The following is an 18,402-nucleotide window of genomic DNA, read 5'->3' on the forward strand; positions in this document are numbered from 1 at the left end:
GCGATCAGCCTCTGACGGCGGAAAGCGCGTCTGCCAAGTCGTCCGCGATGAAAGCCTTGCCCAGGCGTCGTGCGGCCTGGGCATGGAGCCATACCCCCGCCTCCGCCGCTGCCAGCGGTTCGAGCCCCGCCGCCAGCATTGCACCGATCGCTCCGGCCAGCACGTCGCCGGTCCCTGCGGTGGACAGCCAGGGGCTCGCCTCCGAACAGAGGATCGCCTGGCCATCGGGGGCGGCGATGACGGTATCGGCGCCCTTGTGCACGACGACCGCTCCGCTTTGCCGGGCGGCACGGCGGGTGGCGCTAAGCTTGTCGTCGGTGACTTCGCCGAACAGATGGGTGAACTCGCCGCCATGCGGGGTGAGGATCTTGGGTCCGGCATGGGCGGCCAGAGTCTCGATATCGACCGACCGGAGTGCGTCGCCATCGATGACCAGCGGTCGTCCGCTCGCAAGCGCTGCTCGAAGCCGTTGCGACGCATCGGCGTCCCGACCGAGGCCGGGGCCGATCACGACCGCACCGATCCGATCCTCGCCCAGTGCGTCTGCCCTATAGTCCCGCCGCACGATGGCGTGCGGGGCAGCCGAGCCGGATACCCCAGTGGATGCAAGGTGGAGCACATAACCCGCCCCCGCCCGCAAAGCCGCGAGCGCCGCCAGTTCCGAAGCGCCTGACATGCTGCCTGCGACGACGGCGACCATGCCACGGCTGTATTTATGCGAATTCGCATCCGGCTCGGGCAGGTTCGGTCGTGTCAGAGTACGCGCGTGCGATCGGGTAGCAACGCCGATATCCAGCAAGCGCACTTGACCCATGAGGCTGGCGGCGGGTTGCAGCAGATGCGACGGCTTCACCGCCCCCAGCGCAAGCGTGACGTCGAAGTGCGGCACCCTGCCCAGCGCCTTGCCGTTATCCGTCGCCACGCCGGTCGGAAGGTCCACCGCGATGCGCAGCCATGCCGCCTCGGCAAGTCGGGCCAGCACATTCTGGATTTCGTCGGAAGGCGGCCGCGACAGACCCGTTCCGAAGATCGCATCGACAAGGACGGGTGCAGGCGCCGCCCCATCCAGCGCTTCGACCGCGCCGCCCCAAATTGCGGCTGCCCGGCAGGCTCTGGTACTGCGCGGCGCTTCGCTGGCAGCCACCCGTACCGCCAAACCCTGCCGCTTGAGCGCCGCAGCCGCGATATAGCCATCACCGCCATTGTTGCCCGGGCCACATAGCACCAGTATCTCGCGCCCGGCGGCCAACCGGGCCACCGCCTGTGCAATGGCAGAACCGGCGCGATCCATCAGGGTCGCCTCGGTCACCTCCCCGACCATTGCCGCCTGTTCGGCCGCACGCATCTCGGCCCCGGTCAGGACGGGCAGGCCATCGATCGGGATCACCGTGTCCCCACCGTGGCAGGCAGGCGATAGCGGTCGCCACCGACTGCTATCTCAATCGTCCGGTCCCCGACGACCGTTACCGATGCGGGCTGGGCGCCGTCAGCAGCCTCTACGCCGCGCCCGTCACGCGTCACCTGAAGCCGCCGGAACCCACCATCGGGATGCCGCACGGTCAGCACGACCGCATTCCCTGCGCCCGATTGCTCCACCGTGCAGTCACGGGCGAAGGCCTGTGCCCCCGCCATTGCGCATTCGATCGCGAGACCGGGTTTCTGTTCGGCGGCGGGGCCGTTCTGTGCCGCCGCCTGCCGCTCTTCCTGTCCGCCCGAGCAGCCGGCCAGCGCCAAGGCGCCGACCAGCCACCGCGGATCAGATATCCGCATAGACGTGGCGCTCGGACTTGGCGCCGGGGTGCGTGACCGCGCCCTGATGCGCGGGGCCGACATTCTGGGCATAGCGCCACAACACACCGGCCTGATAATCGTTCACGCGCGGCGTCCAGCGCGCGCGGCGCTCGTCCAGTACGGCGGGCTCGACCAGCAGGTCGATCGTGCCCGCCTCGGCATCGATGCGGATGGAGTCGCCATTCTCAACCAGCGCGATCGGGCCGCCATCGGCCGCTTCGGGACCGACATGGCCGATGCAGAAGCCGCGCGTACCGCCCGAGAAACGGCCATCGGTGATCAGTGCGACCTTCTCGCCCAGCCCCTGGCCATACAGCGCGGCGGTGGTCGACAGCATCTCGCGCATGCCCGGACCGCCCTTCGGCCCTTCATAACGAATGACGACGACGGTGCCCTCGGTGATGGCGCGCGCCTCGACGGCGGCGAAGGCTTCTTCCTCGCAGTCGAAGACCTTGGCGACGCCCTCGAACTGGAGACGCTTCATGCCCGCCACCTTCACGATCGCTCCCTCGGGCGCCAGCGAGCCGCGCAGGCCGACCACGCCGCCCGTCGGGCTGAGCGGGGTCTTCACGTCGTAGATGACCTTCTGGTCGGGGTTCCAAGTGACCTCGTCGATATTCTCGGCCAGCGTCTTGCCGGTCACGGTGATGCAGTCGCCGTGCAGGAACCCGCCCGCCAGCAGCGTCTTCATCAGCATATAGACGCCGCCCGCCTCATACATATCCTTGGCGACATAGCGGCCGCCGGGCTTCAGGTCGGCGATATAGGGCGTGGTCTTGAAAATTTCGGCGACGTCGAACAGATCGAAGTCGATCCCCGCCTCGTTCGCCATGGCAGGCAGATGGAGCCCGGCATTGGTCGACCCGCCGGTTGCCGCCACGACGCGCGCGGCATTCTCGAACGCCTCGCGGGTGCAGATGTCGCGCGGACGGATGTTGCGTGCGATCAGCTCCATCACCTGCTCGCCCGCCGCCTCGGCGATGCCGTGGCGGTCGAGGAAGGGCGCAGGCATCATGTTGCTGTTGGGCAGCGACAGGCCGATCGCCTCGCCGACGCACGCCATGGTGTTGGCGGTGAACTGACCCCCGCACGCGCCGTGACCGGGACAGGCCACCTTTTCGAGCGCGATCAGGTCGTGGAGCGGGCAATTGCCCGCCGCATGCTGCCCAACCGCCTCGAACACGTCGACCACGGTCACGTCCCGGTCGTGATGACGGCCGGGCAGGATCGAGCCGCCATAGACGAAGATCGAGGGCACGTTCAGGCGCAGCATCGACATCATCATGCCCGGCAGCGACTTGTCGCACCCCGCAAAACCGACCAGCGCGTCATAGCAGTGGCCGCGCACCGACAGTTCGACCGAATCGGCGATGACCTCGCGGCTGACCAGCGAGGACTTCATGCCCTGATGGCCCATCGCAATGCCATCGGTCACGGTGATGGTGTTGAAACGGCGCGGCATGCCGCCACCGCGAATGACCCCCGCCTGCGCGGCATCGGCCTGCGCGTCGAGCGTGGTGTTGCAGGGGGCCGAGTTGTTGCCCGCACTCGCCAGCGCGACGAAGGGCTTGGCGATATCTTCTTCCTGGATGCCCATCGCATAATAATAGCTGCGATGGGGTGCGCGCTCCGGGCCGACGGAAACGTGGCGGGACGGCAGGCGAGACTTGTCGAATTGGCGTGTCATGGCGCAGGCCTATGTCGCCAGACAGCCCCCAGACGCAAGCAAATTTCGCAACGGCCCGCAATCCCGGGCCTTTGCAGGCGTCAGCGGGTCAGAGCGAACCCAATGCTTTCGCCACGCCATCCATCGTGAACGGCTTTTGCAGGCGGGGACGATCACGGAACCGCTCGTCCACCGCATCGTCGGCGCCGCCGGTGGCGAAGACGAACGGCACGCCACGCTCGGCCAACGCTTCGGCGACGGGGGTGCTCTTCTGGCCGCCCCGCAGGTTGACGTCGAGAATGGCGGCATCGATACCGCCCTCGGCCACCCGCGCGAGCGCATCGTCGACGCTGTCCACGGTGCCCGCGACCTGTTTGTCGAGGACGTCCAGGAAATCCTCGAGCATCATGGCGATCAGGGGTTCGTCCTCGACGATGAGGATCTGCACGGGCTCTGTCATCAGCATCGCCATAACATGCTTTGCGCCCCGCGCCAGCCGCTAGTTGCGATCCGGCCCCTGCCCGCCATCTTGCGTCAGCGCCGCCTGCGTCGCCTCGGCCAGTTGCTGGACCGAGAAGGGCTTTGGGAGAAAACCGACATTGGGCAGCGTGATCGACTTGCGCAGCTGTTCCTCGGCATAGCCCGACATGAACAGCACGGCGAGGTCGGGATAGCGTTTGCGGACCAGACCGACCATCGTCGGCCCGTCCATGGTCGGCATCACCACGTCGGAAATCAGCAGGTCGGGCTTGCCATGCTTGTCGAGCATCTCCAGCGCCGCCTCGCCATTCTCGGCGGAGATGACGGTATAGCCCTGTCGCGACAGCGCGCGTTCGGCGACGGCGCGGACCATATCCTCGTCCTCGACCAGCAGGATCGTGCCCGAGCCCCAAGGGGTCGTGACCTTGGCCGGTGGCTTTGCCGGACTTGCCTTGGTCGGCGAGACGGCCGGGGCGGCATGGACCGGCAGGTAGATGGAGAATTTCGCCCCGCCGCCCGACGGCGAATCGGCGAAGATATAGCCGCCCGATTGCTTGATGATGCCGTAGACGGTCGACAGGCCCAGGCCGGTCCCCTTGCCCAGTTCCTTGGTGGTGAAGAAGGGCTCGAAGATCTTGCCGAGGATTTCGGGTGGAATGCCGGTCCCGTTGTCGCTCATGATGAGGGCGGTGTAATCGGCGGCGGGCAGGATATCGTTGTTGAGCGCACGCGCGTCGGCCATCGACACGGCGCGCGTCTGGATGGTCAGGATGCCGCCGCCCGCCGGTTCATTCTCCAGGATCGCGTCGCGCGCATTGACCGCGAGGTTGACGACCACCTGCTCCAGCTGCCCCGGATCGGCGCGGACCGGGCCCAGATTGCGGCCATGGCTGACATCCAGCCGCACCCGCTCGCCGAGCAGCCGCTTCAGCAGGTTCGACACCTCGGAGACGACGTCGGGCAGTTGCAGGATCTGCGGCCGCAACGTCTGCTGGCGCGAGAAGGCGAGCAGCTGGCGGGTCAGGCTGGCGGCGCGGTTGGAGTTGGTGCGGATCTGCTGGATATCGTCATAGTCGCTGTCGCCGGGCGAGTGACGCATCAGCATCAGGTCGCAATGCCCGATGATCGCGGTCAGGATATTGTTGAAATCATGCGCGACGCCGCCCGCCAGCTGGCCGACCGCCTGCATCTTGGTCGCCTGCGCGACTTCGCGCTTCAGGCGGCTTTCCTCCGAATTGTCCTTCAGGCTCAGCAGCACTGCCGCTTCGCCAAGCCCGCGCGCGCCCGCGATGGTCAGCGCGACCGGCTCTTCGGGATGATCCTTCAGCCGGACGGCCATATCGGCCGAATGCGTCGCCCCGCTGGCGAAACGCCGGATCGCATCCGCCACCGCCGCCTTGTCCTCGCGCACCACCAGATCGCCCGGATAGAGCGGCGGCGCGGTGCCGTTGACCCCGGCGGCGCGCATAAAGGCCGAGTTCATCTGGATGAAGCGCCCGTCGCGGTCGACCAGCGCGATCCCGAAGGGCATCAGCGAGACGAGGCCACGAACATGGCTGCCCGCGCTCGTGCCTGTGGGGGCGATTAGTTGCTCATCTTCGTCGAGCAGCGCGACCAGCATCGGCGCGGCCTCCCCCTCGACAAAGGGAATTTGCAGGATGCGCAGGGGCTTGCCTTCGCCCTTCGCCAGTTCGGCGGCGAAGCGGACCTGCCCGCCCGGATCATGGGCCAAGAAGGTCGCGAAGTCGCGGCCGACGATCGAGATCATCTCGCCGCCCATCGCCCGAGCGCACAGCACGCGGTTGGCAGCGCGCACCCGGCCGTCGGGCGCGATCAATGCCGCCATGATGCCCGCCGTGCCCAGTCGGTCGCCATGGATGCCGCCGATCAGCCGCTCGACCGTCTCGGCCATGTCCTGTTCCTCGGCGATGGCGAAGCGCCAGACCAGCAAATCGGCCTCGTCACCGGCGCGCGTGACCAGCACCGACAATTCGGTGCCCATCACCGCGATCCGGTCCGCCCGGCCCAGCCTGTCGCGCCAGGCGGTCCGTCCAGCCTCCGCCAGCGTCTCCACCGACGCCGCATCGAGCGGCACGCCCGGCGGGGTCGGCATCGTCGGGAAGAGCGAGGCATAGGCGTCATTGGCGCAAACCAGCCGCCCGGCCCGGTCCGTGACGGCGATCGCATCCAGGCTGGCATCCGCCACGACGCGGGCAAAATCCCAGTCGACGCTGCGTCGGCTATGCTCGACCTTCGGCGTCAGGATGCGCCAGACCAGGATGACACCAAAGGCCAGCAGCGCGGCCGCCAGAAACCCCGCCGCGACGACCCAGCTGCGGATCGCCACGAACAACAGGGCGGCCGCGCCCGCTCCGCTCGCGACCGATACGGCGGCGGCAACGCGGGTGGGGTGAAATCTCTCGAGGGACGCGATCGCCATCGCTAACCCATCATCCGGCAACCCGGCATGGTCAAGCCCGATCCCTCGGACGGACGGCCCATGCCGGGAAGCGGATGCCGTTTACCAGATCCGGACGCGCTGTTCCGGCGTCAGATACAGCTTCTCGTCCGGCTTGGGGCTGTAGGCCGCATACCAGGGGTCGAGATTGCGCACGACCCAGGCGCGCTGCTGCGACGGCGAGTGCGGATCGGTCAGCAGCCGGTTGCGAAGATTCGCCTCGCGATAATTGCGCCGCCAGACCTGCGCCCAGCCCAGATAGAAGCGCTGGTCGCCGGTGAAACCGTCGATCACCGGCGCCGCCTTGCCCTTCAGCGAGGCGTGATAGGCATCATAGGCAACCGACAGGCCTGCCAGATCCGCGACATTCTCGCCAAGGGTCAGTGCCCCCTTCACATGCAGGCCGGGCAGCGGCTCATAGGCGTCATATTGCTTCACCAGAGCGCCGGTGCGTTCCTTGAACGCCGCGACGTCCTTGGCCGTCCACCAGTCGGTCAACTGGCCGTGCGCATCGAACTTCGAACCCTGATCGTCGAAATGATGGCTGAGTTCGTGGCCGATCACCGCGCCGATCCCACCGTAATTGACCGCCGGATCGGCCTTCGGATCGAAGAAGGGCGGTTGCAGGATCGCGGCGGGGAAGACGATCTCGACCATGCCGAAATTGGCATAGGCGTTCACCGTCATCGGGGTCATGCCCCATTCCCAACGCTGGATCGGCTTGCCGAGATGGCCGATATTGTCCTCGTGCCGCCACTGGGCCGCGCGCAGTGCGTTGCCGAAGGCGTCGCCGCTGACGATCTTCAGGCCCGAATAATCCTTCCAGCGATCGGGATAGCCGATCTTGGGGGTGAAGGCGGCCAGCTTGGCATGGGCCTTCGCCTTGGTTTCCGGGGCCATCCAGTCGAGCTGGTCGATCCGCTTGCCCATCGCGGCCAGGACGTTCTTCACCAGCGCATCGGCGGCCAGCTTGGTCGCGGGCGGGAAGTAGCGCGCGACATAGACCTTGCTCACCTCGTCGCCGAGCGCGCTGCTGGTGAAGTCGACCGCCCGCTTCCAGCGTTCCTGCTGCTGCGGGGTGCCCGACAGGACGGTGCCGTAAAAGGCGAACTGCTCGCGGTCGAACTGGGCGGGCAGGACATCGGCGAACTCGTCGAGTGAGCGGAGCAGCAACTGGTCCTTCAGCACCGCGATCGGCGTCGACTGGATCAGCGCGGCGATACCCGTCACCGCCGTCGGCTGCGCGACGACCAGCGTATCGACCGGCGTGCCCACGCCCTTCAAATAGGTCGCGAAGTCGAAGCCCGGCGCGCTCTTCGCCAGATCGGCCACGGTCATCTTGTTGTAGGTCTTGGTCCGGTCGCGGCTGTCGATCCGGGTCCAGTGCACCTTGGCGATCTCCGTCTCGAAGGCGACGACCGCCTGGGCCCGTGCCTCGGCATCGGGTTCGCCCGCCATGGTCAGCATCTTGGACAGATGCGCCTGATAGGCTGCGCGCTGGGCGGCGATCTTCGGATCGTCGCTGAGGTAATAGTCGCGGTCCGGCATTCCCAGACCCGCCTGGCGCAGACCGACGGTGTAGAGATTGGGCTGGCGTGCATCCTGCCCGACACCCGAGCCGAAGGGGATGCCGACGCCGTTGCGATCCGCCTCAGCGAGCAGGGTGGCATAGCCCGACTTGTCGGTCAGCCCCTTGATCCGGTTCAGCCAGGGCTGGATCGGTGCCAGTCCCTTTGCCTCGATCGCGGCGGTGTCGAGATAGGTGGCATAGGCGGTACCGATCTGGTTCCGCTGCCCCTTGGCCTGTTCCAGGATGGTGTGGGTCCGCTCCCGCGACAGGTCGGCGAGCTTGTCGAACGCACCATAGCTGGACTTGTCGGCGGGGATGGCCGTGGTCTTCGCCCATTCGCCATTAGCAAAGGCATAGAAGTCGTCACCAGGGCGGACGGACTTGTCCATGCCCTTTTCGTCGAAGCCGAACCGCCCATAGGTCGGGCCGTTGGCAGTGGCGGGGCGGTCTTGCGCGTTCAGCGCCACGGCCCCCGTGATCGCGGTCGCGCCGAGCAGCGCGGCGATAGCCAAGCTCTTCATCACTCTCTCCAAAACGCAAAAAAGGCCCTCCGGTCGGTGCCGGAGGGCCTGTCATTCAGTCGATCACCAGATGCGGACGCGCTGCTCGGGCGTCAGCGCCATCTTGTCGGTCGGCTTGACGCCGAACGCCGCATACCAGGGGTCGAGGTTGCGCACGGTCAGCACGCGCTCATGTCCCGGCGAGTGCGGATCGGACAGCAGCGCCTGACGCAGTGCCGGCTCGCGCCATTTGGTCCGCCACACCTGCGCCCAGCCATAATAGAAACGCTGGTCGCCGGTCGTGCCGTCGATCACCGGTGCCGCCTTGCCGCCCAGCGACTTGTGATAGGCGTCGAGCGCGACGGTCAGGCCCGCCAGATCGGCGATATTCTCGCCCAGCGTCAGGCCACCCTGGATATGCTGGCCGGGCAGCGGCTCATAGGCATCATATTGCTTCACCAGCGCGTCGGTGAAGGTCTTGAACCGCGCGACATCCTGCGCCGTCCACCAGTCGGTCAGCTTGCCGGTCGCGTCGTACTTCCGGCCCTGATCGTCGAAGTGGTGGCTGATCTCGTGCCCGATCACCGCGCCGATGCCGCCATAGTTGACCGCCGGATCGGCCTTCGGATCGAAGAAGGGCGGCTGGAGGATCGCCGCCGGGAACACGATCTCGTTCATCGGCGGGTTGGCATAGGCATTGATCGTCATCGGCGTCATGAACCATTCGCCGCGATCGATCGGCTGGCCCAGCTTGTTCAGGTCCCGCTGGAACTCGAAGGCATTGGCGCGCGCGACATTGCCGACCAGATCACCGCGCTGGATCTGCAGCGCGGAATAATCCTTCCACTTGTCAGGATAGCCGATCTTGGGCGTGAAGGCGGCGAGCTTGGCCAACGCCTTCTGCTTGGTCTCGGGCGCCATCCATTCCAGATTGCGCAGCCGGTCGCCCATCGCCGAGATCAGGTTCTTGACCAGCGCGTCGGCGGCGGCCTTCGACTCCGGCGGGAAATACTTGGCAACGTACTGCTTGCCGACTTCCTCGCCAAGGCCGTTGGAGACGAGGCCGACGCCGCGCTTCCAGCGTGCCTGCTGCTCGGGCGTGCCCGACAGGGTGGTACCGTAGAAGGCGAAGTTGGTCTTGTCGAAATCACTCGAAAGATAACCCGCATAGCTGCGCAGCACCTTCAGCATCGCATAGTCCTGAAGGACGTTCAGCGGCGCTTCGCTGTACAGCTTGGCTTCGCCGGTGATCGCGCTGGGCTGCGCGACCAGATAGGCGGAGCGGCCCGAGACGCCCAGCGTCTGCATATATTGCGCCCAGGGGAAGCCGGGCGCCTTGGTGGCGAAATCCGCCGCCATCCACTTGTTGTAGGTCTTGTCCGCGTCACGGCTCTCGATGCGGGTCCAGTGAACGCCCGCCAGCCCCTTTTCGAAGTTGAACACGGCCGCCGCACGCGGCTCGGCATTGGGTTCGCCCGCCAGCGTCAGCATCTTGGCGAGATAGGCCTGATAGGCGGTCCGGATCGTCGCCAGCTTGGCGTCGTCCTTCAGATAATAGTCGCGGTCGGGCAGGCCCAGGCCGCTCTGGCCGAAGTTCGGGATATAGGTGTCGGGCGCCTTGTCGTCCTGGCCGATATAGACGCCGAAGGGCGCACCGACTCCCTGACGCTGGAGCTTGGCCATCTCGACGGCCAGCGCGTCACGGCTCTTGGTCGCCTTGATGGCGCTCAGCCACGGCTTGACCGGGGTCGCGCCCTTCGCATTGACGGCGGCCTCGTCCATGAAGCTGGCGTAGAAGTCGCCCGCCTTGTTGCCCGGCTGCTTGGTCGCCTCGTCCAGGATGGTGCGCGTCTGCTCCAGCGAGCGGTCCTGCAGGACGTGGAACATGCCGTAGGACGAGCGATCGGCGGGGATCGTCGTGCCCTTGTACCAGGTCCCGTTCGAGTAATCGAAAAAGTCGTCGCCCGGCTTCACGGCCGTATCGCGGCCCGCCATGTCGAAACCGAAATCGCCGATCTCGGGACCGTTCTTGGCATTGGGCTTCACCGGGCCCACGGCGGCCTTGTCGACAGGGTTCGCCGTCTGGGCCATGACGGGGGAAATGGCGGTCGTAAGAAGAGCGGCGATCAGCAGAGAGCGCATCTGAATTCCCGAAAAGGAGATGGATGCCGCTGTTGTAGCGAGCCGATACGCCCAGTCAAACCGTTAGAAAGTCACGTCAAACCGCGATACCGCTATCAGATTGCCACGCTTTTCCGTCGGTTGCGCCATTTGCGCGCGATCCAGACGCGCCAACCGAGCGCCGAGGCGGCATAGCCGATCACCGCGCACCCGCCGGTCAGCACGCACAGGCCCAAGCCGAAGGCAGGCCCCTGCTCCCACAGCCAGTGAAACGCGCTCAACGCCCATTGCAGCCAACCGGTCGCGGCTTCGGCCACCGGCTGGGTGTTGATCGGCGTTTCGCTGCGCAACAGGAAGGTGCCGATGCGATAGGCGATGACCCAGATGATCGGCGTGGTCAGCGGATTGGTGATGAAGGTCGTCAGCGCCGCGACCGGCACATTGGCGCGGAAGGGCAGCGCGAAGACCGCAGCGATCGCGATCTGCGCGACCGGGAACAGGAACCCCGCGACCACCCCCAGCGCGACGCCACGCGGCACCGACCGCCGGGTGAAGCGCCACAGCTCGGGCGCCAGCACACGGTGGGCGACCGGCCGGAGCAGCCGATTGTTTTCCATCGAATCGCGGGTCGGCATGTTGCGCCGGACCCAAGCCAGGGAACGGCCCCACAAGGTGGGCACGGCCGAGGCCATCAGCCGCGATCGCGCAGGATACGGCCCTGCTCACGCTTCCAATCGCGTTCCTTGATCGAATCGCGCTTGTCGTGCGCCTTCTTGCCCTTCGCCAATGCCAGCTCCACCTTCGCGCGACCGCGCGAGTTGAAATAGATCATCAGTGGCACCAGGGTCATGCCCTCGCGCGCCACCGCACCGTGGAGCTTTTTTATTTCGCGCTCATGAAGGAGCAATTTACGAGGGCGCTTGGCTTCGTGATTGAAGCGGTTGCCGTGGCTGAATTCGGGCACGTTGGAATTGACCAGCCACACCTCTTCCCCGCGCACCTCGGCATAGGATTCCGCGATCGACCCCTCGCCGAAGCGAAGCGACTTCACCTCGGTCCCGGTCAGGGCGATACCGGCCTCATAGGTCGTCTCGATGGCATAATCGAAGCGGGCGCGCCGGTTCTCGGCGACGATCTTCTTCTTGTCGAACGTTTGGGGTTTCGGGCGCATGGACGGGCCGATGTAGGCGCTGAATGCCGTCATGAAAAGCCGCTGATGACGGCATCATCCCGTTTCTGGATCGGGGCGTTCAGGGCTTGCGGCGGCCACCCAGCGGGATGGTTAGCCGGATCATGGCCCGCTTGCTCGGCATGCCGCCGACATCCACCTGCTCGGCCTCCGCGGAAACCGTGCCGACGCCCGCTATGTCCGTGCGCGCCTTCGGTAGGGCCATGGGTTTGGAATAATCGGGAATGGTGCCGATCCGGTCCGCGTCGGACGAGCGGCCGCAGACCACCACATCGTCGCCCGTATCGCCGGGCGGACAACGCCGCGCCGTCGACGGCTTGCGCGGCGCGGGCAGGACGGGCCCGGCCACGGCACCCGCCTGCAAAGCGATCATCACCAGCGTCCACATCGGCCGACTCTCCCCATGCCGCCCATCGATCACACCGATGGTCGGCCGGGATTGCGGCCGAAGGAAGGCCGGGAAACGAACGTTGGGGTCAGATCAATCCGGCATGGGCCAGCGCCGCATCGACCTGCGCGCGCGAAGCCTCGGACGGCCAGGTCATGGGCAGGCGCACGCCTTGCGGGAAGTGCGGCATGATGCGGCTGAGCGCGTATTTGACCGGGCCCGGCGAGGCGTCGGTGAACATCGCCTCGTGCAGCGGGAACAGCCGGTCGTGCAGTTCCAGCGCCCGCGCCATGTCGCCGGCCGCGCAAGCCGCCTGGAAGTCGGCGCACAAGCGCGGGGCGACATTGGCCGTCACCGAGATGCAGCCCACCCCGCCCATCGCGTTGAAGGCGAGCGCCAGGTCGTCATTGCCCGACAGCTGACAGAAATCAGGCCCCAGCGCCCCGCGATGATGCGACACGCGCGCAAGCGCCCCGCTGGCGTCCTTCACGCCGACGAAGACTTGCGGCGCCGCCTTGACGACGCGGATCAGCGTCGCGGGCTGGATGTCGGTGACGGTGCGCCCGGGCACGTTATAGAGGACGATGGGCAGCGGCGCGTTCTTGGCCAGTTCGGCGAAGTGGAGCGCGATACCCTCTTGACTCGGCCGGTTGTAATAAGGCGGCACCATCAGCGCAGCGTCGGCACCCGCTTCCTGCGCGGCCTTCAGGTTTTCGATCGCGACGATCGTGTCGTTCGAGCCTGCGCCCGCGATCACCGGCACCCGGCCGCGCGCCTGGTCGACGCAGACGCGCACGACGTGGAAATGCTCGTCCTTGGGCATGGTCGCCGCTTCGCCCGTCGTGCCGCAGGCGACCAGCGCCGTCGACCCTTCCGAAATCTGCCATTCGACGAAATCCCGGAATTTCGCCTCGTCGAACGCTCCGCCGACATGACCGCCCTGATCGTCGAACGGCGTCACAAGCGCCGGAATGGACCCTGAAAACATGAGAGGAAATGCGCTCCTGCTGCGCCGAGTGGGACAATTTGTTCAGGACATGTACGGGTAGAGTCCCTATTCTGTCCACCATGATGGCATTGACGAAGGCGGGGGCGCTCCTCGCGACATTGGCTGGATCGATGATCACGCCGGGCGGGCAGGACCAGCTCGACCGGTATCGCACGCAAATGGCGAATATGAGCCCCAACCAGTCGACGCAGGGGATGCCCGCCCCCGCCGACGGGGCGATCGCGGCGGCGCTGGCCCAGTGGCGCGCGCTGCAACAGACCGATTCGCTGCCCTTCGACAGCTATGCCGGGTTCCTGATGGCGCATCCCGGCTGGCCCGGCGAAGCGGGCAACCGCCGCGCCGCCGAAAAGCAGGCGGCGAACTTCACCGCCGCACCGTCGAGCATCGTCGCCTATTTCCGTCGCTTCCCACCCCAGTCGGCGGCGGGCGGCGTGGCCTATGCCCGTGCCCTGCTGGCGACCGGCGCACCGGCGGACGCGGCGCAGGCCGCGCGAACGGCCTGGCGGCGCGGCGCGCTATCGCCGAATGACGAAGCGCTGGTCATGTCGACCTTCGCCTCCGCGCTGACGCCGGAGGATCAGGATGCGCGGATGGATGCGCTGCTCTGGTCGGGGCAGACAAGTGCGGCGGCGCGACAGCTGAATTATACCAGCGTGGCGCGACGTCCGATCTTCGCGGCCCGGCTGGCTTTCCGCACCAAGTCGGTGGATGCGCCCAGCCTGTCAGCGTCGACCGCCGAGCTTTATGCCAATGATGCGGGCTATGTCGCCGACCGCGCCAGCTGGCTGCGCGACACCGGTGACAGCCTGACCGCACGGTCGTGGCTCGCCCGGACGCGGCAACTGGCGACGCGCCCCGGCAATGTCGAGAAATTCTACGAGGCGTTGCTGGTCAACGCACGGGCGGCAGCGGCCGATGGCCAGTTGCAAACCGCCTATGACATCGCACGGCAGGTCGATGACGCCTATCCGGCGGGCACCGACGTCTCGACCAAGCCTTATGGCGAGCGCGACGACTATACGAGCCTGGTCTGGCTGGCCGGGCAGAGCGCGATGAAGCTGGCGCGCCCCGCCGATGCGATGACGCTGTTCGACCGGTACGGCCGGGGGAGCCAGTCGCCGCAGACCCGCGCGAAGGGCTTTTACTGGGCGGGTCGCGCGGCCGAGGCGGCGGGTCGGTCGACCGAGGCGGCAGGTTTCTACGGCCGGGCCGCGCAGTATCGTGACCAATTCTATGGCCAACTGGCGCTGGAGCGGACCGGCCGCCCGCTCGTCGCGCCGCCCGCGATCGCCGCGACCAATGTCGCGCCCGCCGTGCGCGCCGCCTTCGATGCGCGCGAGACCGTGCGCGCCGCCAAATTCCTGGGCATGATCGGCCAGTGGCAGGACCAGAGCGCCTTCATTCGCCAGATCGCGGCCGATGCGGAGGACGAGAACGACCATCTCCTCGCCGCCGACCTGTCGCGGAGCATCAACCGTCCCGACCTGGCGGTCATGGTCGGGCGCAGCGCGATGCAGAACGGGCTGACCGATTATTCGGCGGCCGGCTTCCCGACCATCCCGGTCCCGAGCGGCTATGAGCAGAGCTGGACGATCATCCATGCCATTGCGCGGCAGGAAAGCCAGTTCGACCGTGCCGCCGTCAGCCATGCGGGCGCGCGCGGGCTGATGCAGCTGATGCCCGCCACCGCCGCCGAGCAGTCGGGCAAGATCGGCCTGTCCTACTCACCCGCCGCACTGACCACCGATCCGAACCTGTCGATCCAGCTGGGCGCCAGTTACTTCGAGAGAATCCGCAACAATTACGGCAGCTATCCGCTTGCGATCGCCGCCTATAATGCGGGGGGTGGCAATGTGAACAAGTGGCTGCGCGCCAATGGCGATCCGCGCACCGGCACCGTCGACATCGTCGACTGGATCGAGTCCATCCCCTATATGGAGACGCGCAACTACGTGCAGCGGGTGCTGGAGAATGCGGTCGTCTATGACCTGATGAACCCCGCCCGCGCGACCAGCCGGGGACCTACGCCGCTCAGCTGGTATCTGGGCAAGTCGTCGCGGCCGGGTTGATCGCGGCTACATAGGCAATAGAGGGGGGCGATGGATCGTCCCAACTATATCACCCCGGCAGGCTATGCCGCGCTGCGTCAGGAATATGAGGCGCTATTCGCGGTCGAGCGCCCCAAGCTGGTCGACACGATCGCCTGGGCGGCGGGCAATGGCGATCGATCCGAGAATGGCGACTATATCTATGGTCGCAAGCGGCTGCGCGAGATCGACCGGCGGCTGGGCTGGCTGTCCAAGCGGATGAAGGCCGCCAAGGTGATCGATCCTGCCCGGCAGGAGGATCGCGGCAAGGTGTGGTTCGGCGCGACCGTCACCATCGCGGACGAGGATGACAATGAGCGCGTGCTGACGCTGGTCGGCGATGACGAGGCCGATGCGGGCCAGGGACGCGTCGGCTGGAACGCCCCGCTCGTCCGGGCGCTGCGCGGGGCGTCGGTCGGCGATCTGCGGCGCGTGACGCTGCCCGCGGGCGAGCGCGAATATGAGGTGATCGCCATCGCCTATCCCGATCCGTAACCGCATTCGCAACGGTTCGTTTCGCATCCGGTTCTTGCTGCGATTCAGACGGAAGGCAAAATATGCTCAAGGGACGGCGATCGTCGCGGTCCTTCGTGAATGAGTATCGGCCATGCCCGTCCCCGCCCGTTTCTCCGCCCCGCTTCTGTCGCTGTTCCGCGCCGTCTTCGGCCTGATGTTCCTGGCGCATGGCGTCTCGAAATTCTTCGGGCTTCCCCCCTTCCCCATGCCGCTCAATCCCTTGCTGACGGCGGCGGGCGTGTTGGAACTGGTCGGCGGCGCACTGCTGTTCGTCGGACTGTTCACGCGACCGGTGGCCTTCCTCCTGTCGGGCCAGATGGCGCTCGCCTATTTCATGGCCCATGCACCACAGAATTTCCTGCCGCTGGCCAACGGTGGCGAGGCGGCGATCCTCTATTGCTTCGCCTTTCTGTACCTCGCGGCGGCGGGTAGCGGTTCGATCGGCGTCGATGCGATGCGGCGTGGCGGCTGATCCGTTGCTCTGATAGTCAGGGCGGCATGAACGCCCTGACCCGCAACATCGCGCTGCTCATCGATGCCGACAATGCCCAGTCGGCGGCCATCGACCCCGTCCTGACGGTGCTTGCCGAGCTGGGCACGGTTAATGTCCGCCGCGCCTATGGCAACTGGTCCAAGCCCGGCCTGAAGGGCTGGCGCGACGTCATGGTCAAGCACGGGATCGAGCCGCAGCAGCAGTTCGACCTGACCAAGGGCAAGAACGCCACCGATATGAAGATGACCATCGATGCGATGGACCTGTTGTTCCGGGGCCGGATCGACGGGTTCGGCATCATGTCGTCGGACAGCGACTTCATGCCGCTGGCTACGCGCATCCGGCAGGACGGCTTTCCCGTCTATGGCTTCGGCAACAGCCGTACGCCCGAGGCATTCAAACAGGCATGCAGCCGCTTCATCGATGTCGGCGCGCTGATCGGCGAAGCGACCCGCCCCGCCAGCGCCAAGCCGGTTTCGGCCGATGTTCCGCTCGCCGACTCGCTGCCGCCCTCGATCGAACAGGCGAAGCGCACGGCGGGCACCCCGCGTCCGATCGACGAGGAACTGCTCAAGCTGCTCGTCGACGCCTATAATTCCGTAAAGCGTGACGAGCGGGGCTTTGCCAGCCTGTCGGCGATGGGCCAGCTGGCGGGCAATCGGTCGAGCTTCGACACGCGCAATTTCGGCTTCAAGCGGCTGTCCGACCTGATCGAGGCAGTCCCCAATTTCCAGACCGAGCGGCGAGAGGATGGCCGGACCTTCGTGAAGCGGGTGCGGTGAACGATCAAACTCCCTCGTAAGGGAGGAATCGGTTCAGTCCCTCGGATCGGGCATGGTCAGCGTCGCACAGGTGCCCGGCGATGCATCGTCGAACCGCACCTCACCCCGCAACTGCCGGGCAAGGCTGGTGATCATCCGCATGCCCAGGCTGTGGCGGGAAGCGACCTTCATGTCGAAATCAGCGGGCAACCCCTTGCCCTTGTCGCGCACCGACAGGACGATCTGCCCATCCCGCGCGTGAAGGCACACATCGATCACGCCGCCTTCCTCGCCATAGGCATATTTGATCGCGTTGGTCAGCAACTCGGTCAGCATCAATCCGATGGGGATCGCGGTATCGGCGTTCATCTCGATCGCCTCGATATCGCAATGCACCTCATGATCCTTGGCCTGCTGGGCCAGTTGCTCCGCGATGCCGCAGGCCAGATCGTCGAGCGACACCATGCCGACCCGCTCGCTACGCCACAGCCGGTCATGGGTCTGCGCGATGGCCGCGATCCGCGCCTGCGCGTCGTTCAGCATCCTCAGGACGCGGGGGTCGTCATCCTCCTGCTTCTGGAGGTTCAGCATCGCCGACACCAGGGCCAGGCTGTTCTTGACCCGGTGGCTGGCTTCGCGGGTCAGGAGCTGCTGATGCTCCACCGCCTCGGCCAGACGGCGCTCGGCCTCCTGCCGCTCGATGGCGACGCCGATCAGATTGGCGAACCCCTGCATGAAGGCGAGGTCGGCCTCCTCGAAACGGCCCTCATCCGGGCTGTCGACCTCCAGCACGCCGTAACGCTGGCCGGATGCCTCGACCAGCACGTTGATGGCTCGGCGGATCTTGTGGTCGGCCATGAACTGCGGCGTCCGGAACCGCTCTTCCTGGTCGAGATGATTGGAGATGACCCCCTGCCCGGTCTGGAGTGCAAAGCCCGCAGGTGAGCCCATATCAGTGCGCATCTCGGTCGAGCCGACGACACCCGGCCCCCAACCCACGCCCGTGCGAACCAGAAGCGTTTCCTGGTCCGCCTTGTATTCCAGAAACTTGCAGAAGGAAGATCGCATCCCTTCTGCACAAAGCTCGGTCGCCCGCTGGAGCATCGGGTCCAGGTCGCGGGCGCGCAGCGCCTCGATTCCGAAGGCGGCGAGGACGGATTGTTGGCGGAGCCGATAATGCAACTGCCCTGCGCCGGCGATCTCACGATCCTCGCCTTGCGCCTGCTCCACTACCGCCATTCCCAACCGCGCCCTTTGTTACCCTGTCGTTATAACGGTCGAAATGGGAATTGGCCGCATCGGTTTAAAGCCGTGGGCCAGCCCCCGATATGACGACGCCCTCCCCGATCGCTCGGGAAGGGCGCCATCCGAAA

At 66.4% G+C, this 18,402-nt stretch carries 16 protein-coding genes; 4 read left to right on the forward strand and 12 right to left on the reverse strand.

Annotated features, from left to right (window positions below):
* Positions 1 to 4 precede the first annotated feature (4 nt).
* From ACQR50_RS09020 to dapA, 11 genes are all read right to left on the reverse strand, one after another.
* Positions 5 to 1,387 carry an NAD(P)H-hydrate dehydratase gene (locus tag ACQR50_RS09020; protein WP_428968038.1) on the reverse strand — a complete coding sequence of 461 codons (1,383 nt, stop codon included), beginning with the start codon at positions 1,385 to 1,387 and terminating at the stop codon, positions 5 to 7.
* Positions 1,384 to 1,770 (reverse strand): hypothetical protein, encoded by a 387-nt coding sequence (locus tag ACQR50_RS09025; protein ID WP_428968039.1) that lies wholly within the window; start codon positions 1,768 to 1,770, stop codon positions 1,384 to 1,386. The genes ACQR50_RS09020 and ACQR50_RS09025 overlap by 4 nt, the downstream gene beginning before the upstream one ends.
* On the reverse strand, positions 1,757 to 3,478 hold the full coding sequence (ilvD, locus tag ACQR50_RS09030) for a dihydroxy-acid dehydratase (RefSeq protein ID WP_428968040.1): 1,722 nt from the start codon (positions 3,476 to 3,478) through the stop codon (positions 1,757 to 1,759). The genes ACQR50_RS09025 and ilvD overlap by 14 nt, the downstream gene beginning before the upstream one ends.
* Before the next feature lie 88 nt (positions 3,479 to 3,566).
* Positions 3,567 to 3,929 carry a response regulator gene (locus ACQR50_RS09035; RefSeq protein ID WP_428968041.1) on the reverse strand — a complete coding sequence of 121 codons (363 nt, stop codon included), beginning with the start codon at positions 3,927 to 3,929 and terminating at the stop codon, positions 3,567 to 3,569.
* A gap of 27 nt (positions 3,930 to 3,956) precedes the next feature.
* Complete coding sequence (locus ACQR50_RS09040; protein WP_428968042.1) at positions 3,957 to 6,377, reverse strand: response regulator; 2,421 nt, start codon at positions 6,375 to 6,377, stop codon at positions 3,957 to 3,959.
* 81 nt (positions 6,378 to 6,458) lie between these two features.
* Positions 6,459 to 8,486 (reverse strand): M13 family metallopeptidase, encoded by a 2,028-nt coding sequence (locus ACQR50_RS09045; protein WP_428968043.1) that lies wholly within the window; start codon positions 8,484 to 8,486, stop codon positions 6,459 to 6,461.
* A gap of 63 nt (positions 8,487 to 8,549) precedes the next feature.
* The gene (locus ACQR50_RS09050) at positions 8,550 to 10,607 is read right to left on the reverse strand and encodes a M13 family metallopeptidase (protein ID WP_428968044.1); all 2,058 of its coding nucleotides are present in this window, start codon (positions 10,605 to 10,607) and stop codon (positions 8,550 to 8,552) included.
* Positions 10,608 to 10,702: 95 nt separating this feature from the next.
* On the reverse strand, positions 10,703 to 11,278 hold the full coding sequence (locus ACQR50_RS09055; protein WP_056434844.1) for a DUF2062 domain-containing protein: 576 nt from the start codon (positions 11,276 to 11,278) through the stop codon (positions 10,703 to 10,705).
* On the reverse strand, positions 11,278 to 11,757 hold the full coding sequence (gene smpB / locus ACQR50_RS09060; RefSeq protein WP_428968045.1) for an SsrA-binding protein SmpB: 480 nt from the start codon (positions 11,755 to 11,757) through the stop codon (positions 11,278 to 11,280). The genes ACQR50_RS09055 and smpB overlap by 1 nt, the downstream gene beginning before the upstream one ends.
* A 79-nt stretch (positions 11,758 to 11,836) precedes the next feature.
* The gene (locus ACQR50_RS09065) at positions 11,837 to 12,151 is read right to left on the reverse strand and encodes a 5'-nucleotidase (protein WP_428968046.1); all 315 of its coding nucleotides are present in this window, start codon (positions 12,149 to 12,151) and stop codon (positions 11,837 to 11,839) included.
* A 100-nt stretch (positions 12,152 to 12,251) separates the two neighbouring features.
* Positions 12,252 to 13,151 carry a 4-hydroxy-tetrahydrodipicolinate synthase gene (gene dapA / locus ACQR50_RS09070; protein ID WP_428968047.1) on the reverse strand — a complete coding sequence of 300 codons (900 nt, stop codon included), beginning with the start codon at positions 13,149 to 13,151 and terminating at the stop codon, positions 12,252 to 12,254.
* An 80-nt stretch (positions 13,152 to 13,231) separates the two neighbouring features.
* Between dapA and ACQR50_RS09075 the strand changes: the two genes are divergently transcribed.
* The 4 genes from ACQR50_RS09075 (at position 13,232) to ACQR50_RS09090 (ending at position 17,050) form a co-directional block, all read left to right on the forward strand.
* Positions 13,232 to 15,241 carry a transglycosylase SLT domain-containing protein gene (locus ACQR50_RS09075; protein WP_428968048.1) on the forward strand — a complete coding sequence of 670 codons (2,010 nt, stop codon included), beginning with the start codon at positions 13,232 to 13,234 and terminating at the stop codon, positions 15,239 to 15,241.
* Between the two features lie 30 nt (positions 15,242 to 15,271).
* On the forward strand, positions 15,272 to 15,754 hold the full coding sequence (gene greB, locus ACQR50_RS09080; protein ID WP_428968049.1) for a transcription elongation factor GreB: 483 nt from the start codon (positions 15,272 to 15,274) through the stop codon (positions 15,752 to 15,754).
* A 112-nt stretch (positions 15,755 to 15,866) separates the two neighbouring features.
* Positions 15,867 to 16,247 (forward strand): DoxX family protein, encoded by a 381-nt coding sequence (locus tag ACQR50_RS09085; RefSeq protein WP_428968050.1) that lies wholly within the window; start codon positions 15,867 to 15,869, stop codon positions 16,245 to 16,247.
* A gap of 26 nt (positions 16,248 to 16,273) precedes the next feature.
* Positions 16,274 to 17,050, forward strand: a complete 777-nt coding sequence (locus ACQR50_RS09090) for an NYN domain-containing protein (RefSeq protein ID WP_076716427.1) — start codon at positions 16,274 to 16,276, stop codon at positions 17,048 to 17,050.
* Between the two features lie 33 nt (positions 17,051 to 17,083).
* Here ACQR50_RS09090 and ACQR50_RS09095 read toward each other — a convergent pair whose 3' ends face one another.
* A complete protein-coding gene (locus ACQR50_RS09095; protein WP_428968051.1) occupies positions 17,084 to 18,268 on the reverse strand; it encodes a sensor histidine kinase in 1,185 nt (394 codons plus the stop codon).
* Positions 18,269 to 18,402: the final 134 nt, after the last annotated feature.

It is taken from the genome of Sphingomonas sp. Xoc002 (genome assembly GCF_050408055.1).
In the GTDB taxonomy this organism is placed as follows: domain Bacteria; phylum Pseudomonadota; class Alphaproteobacteria; order Sphingomonadales; family Sphingomonadaceae; genus Sphingomonas; species Sphingomonas yabuuchiae.

Coding starts and splice junctions, on each gene's coding strand:
- ACQR50_RS09025 (WP_428968039.1), bottom strand. CDS start 1,770: ATGCGGATATCTGATCCGCGGTGGCTGGTCGGCGCCTTGGCGCTGGCC.
- ilvD (WP_428968040.1), bottom strand. CDS start 3,478: ATGACACGCCAATTCGACAAGTCTCGCCTGCCGTCCCGCCACGTTTCC.
- ACQR50_RS09035 (WP_428968041.1), bottom strand. CDS start 3,929: ATGGCGATGCTGATGACAGAGCCCGTGCAGATCCTCATCGTCGAGGAC.
- ACQR50_RS09040 (WP_428968042.1), bottom strand. CDS start 6,377: ATGGCGATCGCGTCCCTCGAGAGATTTCACCCCACCCGCGTTGCCGCC.
- ACQR50_RS09045 (WP_428968043.1), bottom strand. CDS start 8,486: ATGAAGAGCTTGGCTATCGCCGCGCTGCTCGGCGCGACCGCGATCACG.
- ACQR50_RS09050 (WP_428968044.1), bottom strand. CDS start 10,607: ATGCGCTCTCTGCTGATCGCCGCTCTTCTTACGACCGCCATTTCCCCC.
- ACQR50_RS09055 (WP_056434844.1), bottom strand. CDS start 11,278: ATGGCCTCGGCCGTGCCCACCTTGTGGGGCCGTTCCCTGGCTTGGGTC.
- smpB (WP_428968045.1), bottom strand. CDS start 11,757: ATGCGCCCGAAACCCCAAACGTTCGACAAGAAGAAGATCGTCGCCGAG.
- dapA (WP_428968047.1), bottom strand. CDS start 13,151: ATGTTTTCAGGGTCCATTCCGGCGCTTGTGACGCCGTTCGACGATCAG.
- ACQR50_RS09075 (WP_428968048.1), top strand. CDS start 13,232: ATGATGGCATTGACGAAGGCGGGGGCGCTCCTCGCGACATTGGCTGGA.
- greB (WP_428968049.1), top strand. CDS start 15,272: ATGGATCGTCCCAACTATATCACCCCGGCAGGCTATGCCGCGCTGCGT.
- ACQR50_RS09085 (WP_428968050.1), top strand. CDS start 15,867: ATGCCCGTCCCCGCCCGTTTCTCCGCCCCGCTTCTGTCGCTGTTCCGC.
- ACQR50_RS09090 (WP_076716427.1), top strand. CDS start 16,274: ATGAACGCCCTGACCCGCAACATCGCGCTGCTCATCGATGCCGACAAT.
- ACQR50_RS09095 (WP_428968051.1), bottom strand. CDS start 18,268: ATGGCGGTAGTGGAGCAGGCGCAAGGCGAGGATCGTGAGATCGCCGGC.